Source organism: Lentisphaera profundi, assembly GCF_028728065.1.
Taxonomy (GTDB): domain Bacteria; phylum Verrucomicrobiota; class Lentisphaeria; order Lentisphaerales; family Lentisphaeraceae; genus Lentisphaera; species Lentisphaera profundi.
The window spans coordinates 1,454,215-1,469,608 of the sequence record NZ_CP117811.1 but is presented as its reverse complement, the minus strand read 5'-3'; the positions used below and the strand labels follow the sequence as shown (position 1 = coordinate 1,469,608).

The 15,394-nt window shown below is 40.5% G+C and carries 9 protein-coding genes; 6 read left to right on the top strand and 3 right to left on the bottom strand.

The features are described 5' to 3' along the window. Nucleotides 1–22 precede the first annotated feature (22 nt). Nucleotides 23–655 (bottom strand): ThuA domain-containing protein, encoded by a 633-nt coding sequence (locus tag PQO03_RS05830; RefSeq protein WP_274148618.1) that lies wholly within the window; start codon nucleotides 653–655, stop codon nucleotides 23–25. Between the two features lie 349 nt (nucleotides 656–1,004). On the opposite strand from PQO03_RS05830, the gene PQO03_RS05825 reads away from it, so the two are divergent. The 6 genes from PQO03_RS05825 to PQO03_RS05800 all read left to right on the top strand — a co-directional run bounded on the left by PQO03_RS05825 (nucleotide 1,005) and on the right by PQO03_RS05800 (nucleotide 11,841). Beyond that, a complete protein-coding gene (locus PQO03_RS05825; RefSeq protein ID WP_274148616.1) occupies nucleotides 1,005–2,411 on the top strand; it encodes an arylsulfatase in 1,407 nt (468 codons plus the stop codon). A 19-nt stretch (nucleotides 2,412–2,430) separates the two neighbouring features. Then, nucleotides 2,431–3,060 carry a LamG-like jellyroll fold domain-containing protein gene (locus PQO03_RS05820; protein ID WP_274148614.1) on the top strand — a complete coding sequence of 210 codons (630 nt, stop codon included), beginning with the start codon at nucleotides 2,431–2,433 and terminating at the stop codon, nucleotides 3,058–3,060. A gap of 58 nt (nucleotides 3,061–3,118) precedes the next feature. Further along, the gene (locus PQO03_RS05815; RefSeq protein WP_274148612.1) at nucleotides 3,119–3,772 is read left to right on the top strand and encodes a prepilin-type N-terminal cleavage/methylation domain-containing protein; all 654 of its coding nucleotides are present in this window, start codon (nucleotides 3,119–3,121) and stop codon (nucleotides 3,770–3,772) included. 252 nt (nucleotides 3,773–4,024) lie between these two features. Further along, nucleotides 4,025–6,631, top strand: a complete 2,607-nt coding sequence (locus PQO03_RS05810; protein ID WP_274148610.1) for a hypothetical protein — start codon at nucleotides 4,025–4,027, stop codon at nucleotides 6,629–6,631. A gap of 32 nt (nucleotides 6,632–6,663) precedes the next feature. Next, complete coding sequence (locus tag PQO03_RS05805; RefSeq protein ID WP_274148608.1) at nucleotides 6,664–10,926, top strand: LamG domain-containing protein; 4,263 nt, start codon at nucleotides 6,664–6,666, stop codon at nucleotides 10,924–10,926. A 624-nt stretch (nucleotides 10,927–11,550) separates the two neighbouring features. Then, a complete protein-coding gene (locus PQO03_RS05800; protein ID WP_274148606.1) occupies nucleotides 11,551–11,841 on the top strand; it encodes a hypothetical protein in 291 nt (96 codons plus the stop codon). Nucleotides 11,842–11,915: 74 nt separating this feature from the next. On the opposite strand, the gene PQO03_RS05795 is transcribed toward PQO03_RS05800, so the two are convergent. Both PQO03_RS05795 and PQO03_RS05790 read right to left on the bottom strand, forming a co-directional pair. Beyond that, nucleotides 11,916–12,701, bottom strand: a complete 786-nt coding sequence (locus PQO03_RS05795) for an L-fucose dehydrogenase (RefSeq protein WP_274148605.1) — start codon at nucleotides 12,699–12,701, stop codon at nucleotides 11,916–11,918. A 51-nt stretch (nucleotides 12,702–12,752) separates the two neighbouring features. Then, nucleotides 12,753–15,266, bottom strand: a complete 2,514-nt coding sequence (locus PQO03_RS05790; RefSeq protein ID WP_274148603.1) for a sodium:solute symporter — start codon at nucleotides 15,264–15,266, stop codon at nucleotides 12,753–12,755. Nucleotides 15,267–15,394 lie beyond the last annotated feature (128 nt).

Below are 15,394 nucleotides of genomic sequence, written 5' to 3'. Positions count from 1 at the left end.
AATTCTTGAGCTATCTTTAAGACTAAGTCAAAAACCTAATGGCCTGGGTCAATAATTGCTTCATTTCTGGGTACTTATCATATTCGCAAGGCTCATGCCCCAAAGTTGAGTAAAATACTTTGCCCTGCCCCCAGTTTTTTACCCAAGCGACAGGCATAATCATTGTCTGATCTTCGTAGATATATCTTGTTTCTGCCAAAACTTTTATTGAAGGCTCTGTAAGCATATAATACTGTTCTGTATTCACAGTGAAACTAGCGCTTATTCCAAGACATATGGGGTGGTCTTTTTGCGTGATCCGCACTTCGTATTCTCCTACATAAGGATGAGCAAGAAACTGACCTCCAAGCATCCACTGATAAGTTAAGCAGGAACGGAAAGCATCGCCAGCACCACCGTGAATGCCCACTAAATTAACACCAGATTTTATAGCCTCGGAAATATTATGCTCTTGCTCATCACTTATTTCCCCCATGGTCCAATTGGGCATAAGAATGTCGAAACTTTTTAAAAAATTCAAATCATTAAAACTATCCAGAGTATGACTGTGGATCACTTCAAAATCTTGATCTTTATAGAGCTGTTCAAAAAAATCGGCAAATTCATAGGGCTTGTGCCCCAACCAACCACCTGAAACAATGAGTACATTCTTCATGAAATTCTTATCTCCATTATTTTTTCACCTGAATCCATTTTTACTTTTGAAACTTCTTATGTCAAGAAAGTCAAAAAAGGATTTAAAAGTCTCTCATGAATATACAAAATCTCCTGTATTTATCCTGATTTGCAAATGAAGAAACTGTCAAAGGTAGGCTAGTCGAGTCCTTATCATTACTGATTTATAAAAGAGATCGATCACTCACTAAGTCCATATTGCTCGTAAGGCGTACAATTATCACCTGCAAGATTAATTGAATATTTATTTCGTAAAACCTACTTGAAAGTAAAATAATTGCAATATATAATACATATTATAATACTAACTGCCTCCAAGGACTAAGTTCATGTTATCCATTTTAAAATATCTCTTGATTTTAATTTCTTTAAGCGCTTTAGCTTCAGATACAAAAACCAACATCATTTTTATCTTAGCAGATGATCTCGGCTATGGTGAACTCGGCTCTTATGGTCAAGAAAAAATCCAAACTCCAGAATTGGACAAAATGGCTGCTAGTGGCATTCGCTTTACTAATCACTACTCTGGTTACACCACCTGTACCATGTCACGCAAAGTTCTCATGACTGGAAAACATATCGCCAATCTTCCCATGGGTGATAAAATCCCTTCAATCACAATTGCTGGGCTGCTTAAGAATGCCGGATACAAAACAGCGATGATCGGCAAATGGGGCATGATGGGCCGTCCAGGCCACGACAATAGCCCAGGCGAACATGGTTTCGATCATGTCTTCACTTACGATAATCAGGGCTTCGCACACTTTTATTATCCCGAATTCATGTGGCGCAATGGCGAAAAAGTCCATTACCCCACCAACAAGAACTTACTTACAGATGAGGGCTACATTAAAGAAAAACACCATGGGGTTTACAGTCATGATGAATTTACCAAAGACGCATTAGGGTTTATCGAAGAAAATAAAGATACTCCTTTTTTCCTCTACCTGCCCTACACCATTCCCCATGCAGAGATCACTGTACCCCATGATTCTGTTGAACCCTATCTAAAACTCAATTGGCCTGAAACTCCAAAAATCATCGGTGGCGGTGGTTCAAAAGACCCCGGCTATGGCAGTCAGTACGTCAAAGGTTACTGCGGACAAAAATACCCCCACGCCGCCTACGCCGGAATGATCAGTCGCATGGATCGAGATGTGGGTCGTATCCTCGATCTACTCAAAAAACTCAAAATAGAAGAAAACACCCTCGTACTCTTTGGTAGCGATAACGGAGCTTCTCCCGAAGGCGGTCAAACGCTGGAGTTCTTTCAGAGTTCTGGCAAACTCCGAGGTGATAAGCGCAGTATTTATGAAGCAGGAACCCGCACACCTTTTATTGCTTACTGGCCTAAAACTATTCAAGCAGGTCAAGTCACGGATCATATAAGTGCCTATTGTGACTTCATGGCCACCGCCTGTGATCTGACTGGAGTTGATTGCCCTAAAGACAGCGATGGAGTGAGTTACCTCCCTACTCTACTAGGAAAACACGCGCAGCAAGCTCAGCGCCCTTATATTTTCAATGCCTGGAAATCTTGGTCATCCGTTCGCGTCAAAGAATGGAAGCTCATTGCCAATCGCAAAAAAGATTTAAGTCCCGCTGAACGCTTTGAACTCTATAATTTAGAAAAAGATGAAGGGGAAATGAAAAACCTGGCGACTCAACATCCCGAAAAGGTTCAGTCCCTGCACAAACTCATCAATAAGGTTTCCAAACGTGATTACACACCCTAATTAAAACCAAGGATATACAATGAGATTCATATTCGTAATTATCTTTTTTAACATCAGCCTTTTAGCTGATAAAGCACTTATCGAAGAAGACTTTGATAAGTTAAATAAGAAAACTTTTAAAAACATCGAACTCACAAGAGGCAAAGAGGGAAAAGCGGCCTCTTTCAATGGTTCATCAAGTCTGATTAATTTGACTAAGCCCTTCAAAAAGGGTCATTCAGGTATCTCTGTGTCCTTTTTTATCAAGCCCAAAAAATCAGATATTAAAAAATCTTACGAAAACCTTATCAGCATTGGTGGCCACAAGGGGATTTCTATCCGTTTTAAACAGGTGTACACTTTAAGTATCGGAGCGGGAAATCACCATAGAATTATGCACTCTCTCAAAGATCAAAAATACAATAGAAAGTGGATTCACATACTGGTGACACGCGATAACAAGGAAGTTAAACTCTACATCGACAATATATTAATTGACACAGCTCAATGCCCCGAAAAAGAACAATACAATATCCAAGACATTCTTATTGGAGCCGCTTACTATGATGGCGATAAATCAGTCACTGAACAGCATTACGAAGGTCTTATAGATGAACTAAAAATCTATGACAAAGTCATCAATAAAAAATCAACAATACAGAATATCTAAAGTGAAAACACTTCCTGAATTTAACTCTCATTAAACTCAAAAGTTAGGATAATAAGAAATGATAAAACTAAAAAAATTCACACTCATCGAAGTTTTAGTTGTAGTAGCAATTATAGGTATTTTAGCCTCTATGCTCTTACCTGTTTTAAGTAAGGCTCGCAGAACGTCTAAAACCGTCTTGTGTAAAAACAATTTAAAAAGTCTTGGCATGGCTAATTTCTTCTACGCTGATAATTGGGATAATTACCCTGTGCCTTATAGAGATAACAATGGAGATTGGTGGTATAAAAACAGTGAATTCAAAGAATATTACCCTTACTTCCGCCAAGATCAAAATAATTTCCAAGTCAATGCGTCCTGTCATGAAGCAGTTGCTAGAACCGCAGATACGACAAATGGCATCAGAGGAGATCTAGTTTATGGACATAATATGATCGGAGGTGGCAGTGGTAACAGTCTCGGTTTTAGAGGCATCTCATATCAAATGATCAGCTCCCCCTCTAGCTTTCTTCATTACAGTGAGCAAAATAACCAAGATGCAGGGATTAATTCAGATAATTTTGATTCCCGTCATGAGGACAAGTCTAATGTCCTGTACTTAGATGGACACGTTGCACCAATAAGCTATCTACTTGGTATTAGCACGGCGAATACTGAGGCCCCGTGGGGGGATAATGGCTTAGATATCACTGCCATTGTCAATAGTAATTAATCAAAACAGAAAGACTTAGCTCTTATAAACAACTCTTAACCTTGTGGACTTCTCAGTTTCTTCTTGGCATTAAGCCTGCTCTAGTAAAAAATTTTTAGTGTTGTTCTAAAATTATTTTCTAGCCATTTTTAAATTCATTTAATTAAATTTAAAATCGATACAATATAATTTAATAAAATACATATTGTAATACTATATAAGGCAATCTATAGTGCTTTGATTTTTAGCATATTTATCTTAAGGACAATTCATATGAAAAAAACTTTACTTAAAGTCAGTTTTATATTTTCACTCTTCAGCTCACTCATTTTAAATGCCGCAGAGCCAATGGCTCAACTGCCTGGAGAACAGACTGCTGATCAAATCCTCAAGGGCGAATACATGTGGCCGAATTCTCCAAAAGTTGACTTAAGTAAAGTTGATGATAAAAATTTCGATCCCTATGCCTTTGGAGAAGTCCCTGCTTCTGGAATTCACCCACGTATACTCATTTCTCCCGACGACTTACCTCGCATTCGCGCAGGTATAAAGAATACCCTGGCTGGTGCTTACGCCTATCATCAGATCACAGTCAATCAAAAAGAATCCATTCGCAACAAAGGCTCTGAATCCTATGAGCTTCTGAAAGCATTAGCTGCTGGTGATGAAGATTTAGCAATGAAAATCATGAAAAAAGAAAGCAAGTTTCCCCGTAAGCAAAAATACAGTCATCGTTACGGCTTTGCTTATGTGCTCATGACTGAGGCTCTAGATTCATTAATTCGCGAAGATGAAAAAATGGGAAAGGAACTTGCCGCAGCGATTTCTACCCTCTCAACAATCTACTACAAGCGCCTCGTAGCAATGGATGAAAGTTTCAAAGCAGGAAAGGTTAGCACAGATAAATATAATACGCCTGACCGTTTCCACGGTTTTCGTTTAAATGAACAGTCTATTCAGCTCAACGGCGATGTCTGGCGAAGCAATAGACGAGCTGCAATCGATGGTGAACCCTGGTTTGCTTTTATGTATGATTATGCGCATCATTGGATGAACGAAGAACAACGCGCTAATTGCCGCAAAGCTCTCAATAAATACCATTTTGGCAAGACAACCATGGGCTCCCACATGCCCCATCATTTCCGCAACTGGAACTGGATTGCCATCGGTTCTGGAGGTCTATATCTCACAGCATTAGCTACTGAAGGTGAACCCGGCAATGATCAACGCGTGATAGATCACGCCAGAGAAATCCTCACTGACTTTGTGAAATATGGCTGGTCAGATATGGGCTCATCAGATGAGGCTATAGGCTATTCACAATTTGGTTTGCGCTGGGCAATCCCAGGGTTTATTGCCATGGCACGTCGTGGCGACAATATCTGGAACCTCAATCGCTGGAAAAACTCCGTCAATTGGTACGCTCAATCATCGCAGCCCAATGCTTTTGGTAAGGGTAATGACTCCGGTCAACGTTTCATAAGTCACGGTGACGGCGGACAGGGTGGCCCTTCCACCATGACCATGCAAGCTTTCAAACGCTTCTACCCCAATGACCCAGTTGTTGATTATGTTCTGCAACGCACCAACCAAGTCACTCTGGATAAAAATGGCAATTTCCCACCCCCAAACAAAAAGACTTTTTATAATTCTTACCCACATATGGACCTAATTATTGCGGCGGATAGTTCTAAAAAACAATACAATGATGGAAAAAACCTAGGCTTAAAAAATACCTTTTTTGATCCCGATCGAAACTCCCTCATAACACGTGATAAATGGGGGATCGATCAATTGCAGTTGCAATTCGAAGCACGTGACGATGGTCATGCCCCCAATCACCAACACGCCGACAAGGGGGCTTTCACCCTCACAGGTGCAGGACGTGTTTGGGCAGATGAGCGCTTTCGCTCCGTTGAAGGTCGCCATCATAGCTTGGTCATTATCGACGGTAAGGGACAGGGTTACTTCACACCGCCTTCCACATGGCTTGGCATGCAAGACAATGAAGATGTAACTATTGCCGCAGTCGATACCGCCTATTCCCACGCCTGGCGCTGGCCTGGTGAGCTCTGTGGTTATGTCGATCTCAATGATCCTCGCAGAAAATTTGCGCGCTACGCAAACTTCACCGAAAAAGCCGATGCCTTCCTAGCAAAAAATCTCGACTTTAAATGGCAGGATCATGTAGACCGTCACCCTAAGTTAGAAAAATTTTATAAAGGTTTTGAAAAGGGTGACCCCCGAATTTGGGATGAATATTCTCGCCCTTTGCGTATTGAGCATAATCCCGTGGAAAAGGCTTTTCGCAGTGCAATGCTCGTTCGTGGCGAACACCCCTACGTCCTCATTACTGATGATATCAAGAAAGATGATCAAGAGCGTCTTTATGAATGGCTGATGATGCTCACCCCAAACACTGAAGTTGCCTCCATAGGGACTCACGAGATCATGCTTTTTGACGAGAGTCACCCCAATATGGAAATGAAACCGGGCCTCAATCGCAAAATCGGCGCTAAAGTCCCCATGTGCCTAGTCAGTGTTCTCGATCGCACCATTCCAGAAGATATTTACACCAATCCACAGATTCGCCTAGAGACATTTGAGTTAAAAGACGCTCGTAGTTGGCCACAGGGTCGCGGCTTTCAACTTCAGAAACGTTTAGTGATTCCCAGTCGTGCGGTTGAGCCCAACTTTAAAGTCTTACTTTACCCTCATTATAAGGGTGCCAAATTGCCAAAGTATGAATGGAATGAATCCCGTAATCAGGTCACAGTGACTATTGGCAAACAGGTGGATGTCATTACTTTCACAATGCAAAATAATGGGCGTAATAAAATATCTATTAGTCGAAATAACAAAAAACTTGCAGAGCTGTGAAAAGCATTTTAATTAAAGCCTAGAGGTCATTCATGAAAATAATAAATAAACTCCTTTTTGCAGCCTTATATCTCGTTCTACCAAGTGCTTTCTCAGCGGATCAATCATTAATTCTCCATTGGAAATTTGACTCACCCTACGAATTCGGAGCTTTTGAAGCAGACGCTTCCGGTCGCGGTAATGATGGCGTGGTACGCTGGGATCGAATTGGTAGCCACGGTGGACTTCATTGGCAGAGCAAAGAGGGCTTTTTAAATGGTTCAGCTCATTTACCTAGAGGAGTAAGAGGTACCTTATCAAGTGAAAAAGCTTTGTCTCTTCCTCAGAATTGGACTATGTCTTTCTTATTTAAACCCTTGGGTGACAAAAGTCGTTTTGATAATATCATCACTTTTCATAAGGCTGACGATTCAAATAGCAACATATTTTCTTTAGGCCAGCACCACAGCTTTCGTATTAATTTAGACAATGCTGGCAAACAGCAGACCCTAGGCTTCTTCAAAGGTCAAATGAGTTCTACAAAATGGAATCACTTAGTATTAGTTTATGAAAATGATCAAGTCACATTTTACCTCAATGACAAAGCACAAACTGTAAAACATTCTAGTCCTTGGGATCCTACCACAAAGTTTAAATTATCGCTCTCTGGTCGCAATGGCTCTCCACACAATCGCGCAGAAGGTAACTTCGATGAATTTAGACTCTATGGCCGTGCACTAAATGCTGATCAAATCAAACAATTGGGAACGAAAAATTTTTACGTAAAAGAAAGAACTATACCCATTGCAGACCCTGGAATGGGCTACACAACTTTCTTAAAAGAAGGCTCATGGATAAGCTCCTCAAAAGCAAAATTTAAAATGCAGGGAACTGAGCTCATAAAAGGAAATAATGCTGGAGAAACAAAGTTTGAGTGGAGTATTATCCAACAACCCAAAGGTGCTAAGGGGAAGTTTGCCGATCCAAATGATCCAAAGACAACTTTTTCGACTAATAAAATCGGTGACTATAAGTTTAAATTGACGACTTCAAATGAAGCTGGCAAAGACGAAAAACTGGTTAATGGAGTCGTTTTTGCCAAAGATATGGGACCCAAAGATGCGAAGCTTTACACCATGCCCCCTGACCGTATTGAAGGTCAAATGGTTGCTTATCACCCAGAAAGAGCCGCCGCTATAAAAAATAAAAAGCTCAAGCCCATCTCATACTGGTCCTTTGATAAACTAGAAAATAATAAATTCTCGACTTTTGGTTCTAAAGGCCAGACCTTGGCCTTTGACGCAAAAAATATTGAACAGGTTGAAAAAGGTAAATTTGGCCAAGCAGTTAAACTTCTTAATGGTCCCTTATCACTAGGTCAATTCGATGAACTAAAAAATGAATTTTCCGCCTCCTTCTGGGTTTATCACGAAAAAGGTAAAATTACTGGTGATATACTTAAAATCCAAGGAGAAAATGGCAAGCATTACTGGAATAACCATTACCGAAAATATCGCCTCGATCCAGATGGCTCTGGGGTAGTTGACATCATCGTCAAATGGTATGAGGGTGCAACAACTGTAAAAGCTAATAATCGTTGGACTCATTACGTTTTTACCTATGCCAAAACTGGCAATGTTAAAAAGCTCTATGTTGACGGGCGCTTGGCAGTCTACAGCCTTGCCCCATTTGAAAAAGACGCATCGGGAAAAGCCTCTTTACTATGCAACCTTAAGGGTGCCATTATCGACGACTATGCCCTCTACGATACAACCTTAAATAACGAAGAAGTCGCAGCTATTTATAAAAGTAAACAAGGACCTTTAGCTGTTGATAAGCGCATTGCTTATGACCCCTACACTTCTCGCGTTTATAGAGACGACTTTATCGCAAAAAACTTTCCGCAACCTACCGCGAGTTATCAATCCGAACACTTTTCCGAAGATAGGTTCGATGGCAAGGAGCTCTCCCCATACACCCACCCACGCCTAAATATGACGATGAATGATTTACCCCGTATTCGAGAGTCATTCTTGAAGAGTCGTCACGGAAATAATAATCACTCATTTATGTATCTTTACACTCGAACTCAATTTGGTCATGACCTTAGCAATTATACTCCCAACTCCAAACTAACGGATAAAAAACCGCCATACGCACCCAAAGGTGCCTTTAAAATTGATGGTAAATATGTTTTTGATGAACACAGCCAAAGCTCAAGCGGACGAATTGCCTTAGCTCTTGAAGCCTTACTTAAAGCTGATACTAAATTAGCTCGTAAGCTTATAGAGAAAATGATCATTTCCGCAAATCTGCAACAACAAACTATTGATTATTGGCGTAGTCAAGATAATCCGGGTTGGCAACATGCTTATCACGATATTCTTGGACGACGTTCAACTCAAATCATGTATGATTACCTCTATAACTGGATGACTGAAGGTGAGAAAAAGACAATTCGTAAAGTCATTGCCACTGCTACAGCAGGAAATTGGAGCATAGGTATGTACGCTATGCCTGCTCTTTACGCCAATCGCTCAAACTGGCAGGCATGGATCACCGGCGATATGCTCATTGCTCTGCAATCCATTTATGGTGAGGATGGTTTCTGCCAATTCACTTATGATCAAGCCGCACGAGCAGTGAATAATTGTGCTGAAATCATGAACGACCCTGAATCAGGCGCCCACTATGAGGGTATGGGGAAAAGTAATATCAACTCAACTCAAATGTCCGTTCTTTCACGCATGCAGCCTAAAGGAGAGAAAATCATTTCAAGTAAAGCCCTGTATAATAATGTGACTAAATTTCATCTCCATATTGGCCTACCTTGGACCCACAAAACGGTCATGTATGATCAAAAAAATGGTGGTAATGCCGGTATACCCAGCGCTCCAATCAATGTCTTACACTACGCTTACCCAAACGATCCCATAATCAACTACCTCAAACACACAATAGATGACGGAGCAAGCTCTTATACACAAAAGCGCCCCAGTACTTTTGGTCAGGAATCATGGATGATTTCTTCTGTTTATACTCAGGACTGGAAAGGTCCAGACAATCTACAAGAACACCTTAAACAAGCGGTCAAAGAAGCGGGTGAACCTCTAGGCTACTTTAGTGACTTTCGCGGTCAAATGATCAGTCGCAGTAGCTGGGAAAAAGATGCCCTGCAACTCAATTTTGTTCCCCGTGTTATCAAAGGCGGTCATTCAGCACCAACCAAGGGCTACTTTGTTGTCAATGCCCTCGAACGTCAGTGGTTTGAATTTCGCAGCAGGGCTAATCAGCACAGCCGTACCAACTCTTGTGTCACCGTTGACGGTGAAGGTCAAGATGGAACTATGGCTCGCTCACTCTACTACAATGGCGCAGCAGAAAAAAAAGGGGCAAACTTTGATATACTCAGTAGTGAGCTTACGGGATCCTATCGCCAAATCAATAATAAATGGCCAAATCTCAATTATACTCGCCTCAAGCCCGATCCACGCCCATGGTTTGACATGCCTAAGCAATACCTCACTCATTGGTACCTCGGAGATCGTCCTTATGCTCCAGTTTATCATGACTACGATCAATTTGACCCTGTTAACTATAAAGGAAAACAGGAATTCGAATACGCCTACAGAACGGCTCTTTTTGCCCGTGGTGATCACCCTTACATCATTATAGCCGATGATTTTAAGAAGGATGATAAAGAACGCGAGTACATCTGGCATGCCGCACTACCCGATGACCTAAAGAAAAATATGGCGCTCCATAAAATCAATGGCGATACCGCTATCTTGACTGATCCTAAAGATCCATCAAAACATCTCATGGTGAAAATGTTTGGTTATAAAGGCAAGGGCGAATTTGTTGTTGAACATATTTTGCCAACTCAGGATGTGGATCGTGCCAAAATGAATCTGACAACTGAACAAATGCCCCACAATTTAAAATTTAAAAACAAAACAGCTACGGCTTCATTCCGGGTACTCCTCTACCCTTTTAAAGATGGTGATCCACTACCCAAAATTACTGAATCCGCAAGTTCATTCACTATTACTATTGGTGATCAAAAAGATTCGTTCACAGAAGATTCTAAAGCCAGGGGACATAAACTTCTCAAGCCTAATAGACTTAATGGTGTAGATCATGAGATTGCACAACCTCAGGACAGTGAAATCATCCAAAAAAAAACTGCGGAGAACAAGAACGTATCTATTCAACATAGACTGATGAATATGGACGAACAAGAAATCCTTAAAGGCATTGGTACAATATCTGCATTATTCATGGTAGGATTTTTTATTATACGAAGTAGAAAATAAACAATTTCTCAACAGCAGCTAATCTAATACTTACAGGGGATAAAAGCCTAAGTTCTTGATTGATTTCAATCTCAATCAAGGAGAGGCATTAGATAATGCTCATGGGCTCGTAGTATTAAGAGCTACCATTAATCAAACATTCAAAAAAGTTAAGCTAAAAGACAAATCATTAATATGCTTTTGTTTGAGGCTTACATGAAAATACTTGCTGCCACTTAGCATTTATTCTCTTGGCCTGACTCACTCCAAGGAAGTCCCACTTCGCGGTTCCCCCCACCGGTGATGAAGTTTTAAACAAAGCAGGAGTCCCAGACAATCGCGCTAAGACAAATCCAACAAGCACTACAAAATGACTTTAGACGTGAGAAGATTTTTCAAAACTACCTTACAAGGCGAAGTTCGCGATGTCCGCATTTACGACTCTTCTCTAATGAGTGAAATTATTTCAACCCTCCGTAAAAAACACTTATAATTCACTATGAAGGCTCCTTAAATAATTGAAATACTAATAGAAAAATTAACATACCTTGTTTGTTTAGATAGATTTACAATACCCTTGCGAGCCACAAGTACTTAGCGTAAATTGAAATCTAAGGTGATGCAGCTTGTAATCATAATTAAGAAATGATTTATGAAAAAGAAGCACGTAACATTAATTCAAATTCTCGTTGTCGTGGCAATCATTGGCATTCTTGCTTCTCTACTTTTGCCTTCAATATGGTCTCTACCGGCTACCATGAAAACCGTGGTTTAAACGCTGCTGTCATTGATGGCTCCGTCAGTTTCATCAAAACAAACAGTCTAATTGGTTCATCGGAATATCAACTTTCCACAGGAGGAAGCTGGGAAACAAATGAAATTGGACATCTTATTCATAACGGCTTAAACAATATTGTTCCCACTGGTACTAAATAAAACTGGAACGATAATTAATTTCTTAGAGTCTTTTCAGTACGCGCACGGTCTTTCTGTGATCTACGCGAACGACTTCATTCTTTTACAGTACACTTGCGATCTAAGTGAGTGTATCCACCATCTGCATAGATAATCTGCCCTGTGGTATGAGACGAGCGACTGGATGCAATAAATACAGTAAGGTCTGCTAATTCCTCTGCCCTAGTCATTCTTTCACCGAGAGGAATCATACTAGTAATGCGTCGTTCCTCTTCTTCTGGCTTGGGAAGTCTATCCAGGCAGCTGCGGTAAAGTGGTGTCATGCATTCTGCAGGAATAATTGAGTTAACTCTAATTCCCTTCATTCTAAACTCCAGTGCCCACTCCCTAGTAAGAGCATTGACCGCACCTTTTGCCGCCGCGTAGCCTGTTGCATTGCCCTGCCCCGTCTCAGCTACTTTCGAACCAATATTAACGATATTACCATTAGTTTTTTCAAGATGCGGAAAAGCGTAATGAACCAATTCAAAAACCTGAATTAAATTGGTATTTAATGACTGCTGAAACTTATCCAATGAATCATCGATATTACAAGCATCATTTACACCTGCATTATTTACAAGTACATCAATTTGACCAAATTTCTGGACGGTTTGATCAATAATTTTTTCACAAAAACCTGGCGTCGTGAGATCTCCTTGGATGTAGAGAACTTCACTTGTTTCTTTTATTTTATCCACAAACTCAGACGCCATTGTCGAAGGGCGGCTCGCTATGACAAGTTTAGCTCCTTCTGCTGCAAAAGATTCCGAAATCGCAGCTCCTATACCTTTGGCACCACCAGTGATGATCACCACTTTACCTTTTAAATTAAGATCCAAAATTCACTCCAAATATTTAATAAAAATAATAGATCCTCAGCACCTAACAAATTAAGCTTCTACTGCCTTAGACTCAAGCTTTGAGCCTTTCACCTCTTCATCCTCAGAAGGATACATATCCCATAGCGTTAAACCCCTAAGGTCCCTCTTCTTACCTGGAAGAATAAAGCTACTAAAATAACCAAAAAGTAAACAACTTAAAGTAGAGAAAACAGCAAAAGATGACCAGTGAATTGTACTATAATTCTTTAGTAAAAGTGATACCACTATACTTGCAACAACACCCACAACTGCACCGCCACAATTGGTGCGCCGAGTGAATACACCTAGGATGGCTACACCGATAAAACCTCCCGATAAAACCGCACAAATTTCGGCCCAAACTTGCATTAGTGCCGGTGTATCGATTTTAGACAAAATTAAAGCTGAACTGGTCCCTATTGCTCCAAATGCAAAAGTCGAAATTTTCATGATTTTCAAGGCTTTCTGCTCGTCGGGTTTTTTACTAAAGCGTTTATAAAAATCTTCAGATATGAGTACCGCACAGCTATTCATACTACTAGATAGAGTCGACATCGATGCTGCAAATAAAGCCGCAATAATGAGCCCTACTAAGCCCACTGGGAGTTGTTGAACAATGAATAAGGGGACCATGCTATCATTTTTCATCATCACATCCATTTTATCAGGGAACGTTGTAAAATAGGCAAATAAACTTAAACCGGCAAATCCGGCAAGAACGGCTACAACAATACTGCACGCCGTCATTGCTCCAGCTAACTTTGGCACATCTTTTTCTGGGGTACAAAGTATGCGCTGAGCTAGGGATTGATCTGAGATAAAATTCATTTGCACGATGATCGTATTTAAAGCAAAAAAGATGAATAAGGGCAAGGACATATCACTGCTAAATAAAAATGCATTGAGCTTGTGGTTTGCCTGATTGACTTCATAAAAAGTTGTGAAGCCTTCTGGCAAAGCCCATATCCCAAAGACGGCAATAATCAATAAACCAAGGAGCATCATGCCCCCCTGCATAACATCGGACCAAATAACCGCCTCGAAGCCACCAAAACAAGTATACAAAGTCGTTAAGCCCCCCATTAACAAAATACTCAACATTATATCTAGGCCTGTTACAGCACTAATTGCCAAAGCAGGCAAAAGCATAACTACGCTCATTCTTCCAGCCAACTGATATGTGATGTTCTGAATACTACCAACTATGCGTAAACTCTTTCCAAAGCGCAGTTCCATGTATTCAAAGGTAGAGGTGATTTTCAAACGTCTGAGTAAGGGATAGGTCAGATAAGCTGAAACAAAGAAAGCGGGAATAATTAACAGCACACCACTTACGTGAACCAAACTAGTGGCCGCGACCAAGGCTGGAATCGCCATAAAACTTATTGAACTTGCCGCAGTGGCAAACATCGATATTCCTGCCGCCCACCATTTTACTCCACGGTTACCAAGGGCATACTCCTCTGCTGTATCTTGCTTCTTGGCAAAAAACACGCCTATTCCGGCCATAATGATAAAGTAAACAACAATTACTGCGTAATCTAAAAACTCTAGACTTTTGACAACCCTCTGAACTTTTATGTGCACTGCCTTATTTTGTAATTCCCCTTTACGATTGCGACCTCCACACAATAGGTAGTTATCCTTCTGCTTAATTAAAAAAGCATGACTTCTAGGCTCCATGTCAACAGACTCAGTCATCCATGTATTACTCATATTGTGATAAAAGTAAACCTGCTTTGATAGCTCACTCTTGTCATTTGATTTAATGCTCTCTCCACCAAGTAATAAAATATGAGATTGCCCCAATTTCGCTACACAGTTATTTGATAAAGTTTGAGGAATTGGCGCTAATTTCCGCCAGCCTTTCTTGGTCTGCCCATCAATCGGAGCAAGACGAAATCCCATAACATTATTAGTACTTAGGCCCACACCTGCTTGATTAAAAACTTTACCTCCAATGAGCAATAGTTCTTCAAAACCTTCGATGACACTGGGGGAATACACTGCCTCAGGTAGATCCTCTAGTTTTTCCCAGCTGGGAATTTCTGCAGAGAAATTATAACGAATCGCTTTCTTCGAGGCTTCATTAGCGGAAACAGATTCTAGTCCACCACAGACATAAAGCGCTCCTTTGAAAACACCCGCACCTGCATTCAAAACCCCATGGGGCATGTCTGGCAGAGAATTTAGTTGCAGCTTATCTCCCACTAGACTCAAGTCAAAAACTTTTTTACTCTGCTGCCCTGCGATAACACCACCTACAATATAGATCTTATCCACACCCTCGGCATAGGCTGCAAATTTGGGCAATTCCGTGAAACTTTGGTCTTGCCAGGTATTATTTTTTTTATAAGAGATTGTGTTATTTTCAGGATCTATAAGAACTGGCTTTTCGCCAAGCTGATATATTAGGGAGTTTTTACTGAGTGAATTAAAACTAAAATTAGATTGCTCAATAATTAAATGTTGCTCTGCCGCATTTAGCGGAACAAAACAAATTAGACAAAGCAAGAAGCTTAGTTGTTTATAAAATTTACTCATATATTTATCCTATAAATTAATCATTATACCTTGTATAAGCCCCCGTAGCTAAAAAAGAAAAAAACGGCTATACAAAAAGCTTTAAGTTTTATTAAAAATACATATTATCATACATTATCCTTTGAGTT

Excerpts from the sequence above, each read along its gene's own strand:
- PQO03_RS05800 (WP_274148606.1), top strand. The coding sequence starts at position 11,551 with ATGATTTATGAAAAAGAAGCACGTAACATTAATTCAAATTCTCGTTGT.
- PQO03_RS05810 (WP_274148610.1), top strand. The coding sequence starts at position 4,025 with ATGAAAAAAACTTTACTTAAAGTCAGTTTTATATTTTCACTCTTCAGC.
- PQO03_RS05820 (WP_274148614.1), top strand. The coding sequence starts at position 2,431 with ATGAGATTCATATTCGTAATTATCTTTTTTAACATCAGCCTTTTAGCT.
- PQO03_RS05815 (WP_274148612.1), top strand. The coding sequence starts at position 3,119 with ATGATAAAACTAAAAAAATTCACACTCATCGAAGTTTTAGTTGTAGTA.
- PQO03_RS05830 (WP_274148618.1), bottom strand. The coding sequence starts at position 655 with ATGAAGAATGTACTCATTGTTTCAGGTGGTTGGTTGGGGCACAAGCCC.
- PQO03_RS05805 (WP_274148608.1), top strand. The coding sequence starts at position 6,664 with ATGAAAATAATAAATAAACTCCTTTTTGCAGCCTTATATCTCGTTCTA.
- PQO03_RS05790 (WP_274148603.1), bottom strand. The coding sequence starts at position 15,266 with ATGAGTAAATTTTATAAACAACTAAGCTTCTTGCTTTGTCTAATTTGT.
- PQO03_RS05825 (WP_274148616.1), top strand. The coding sequence starts at position 1,005 with ATGTTATCCATTTTAAAATATCTCTTGATTTTAATTTCTTTAAGCGCT.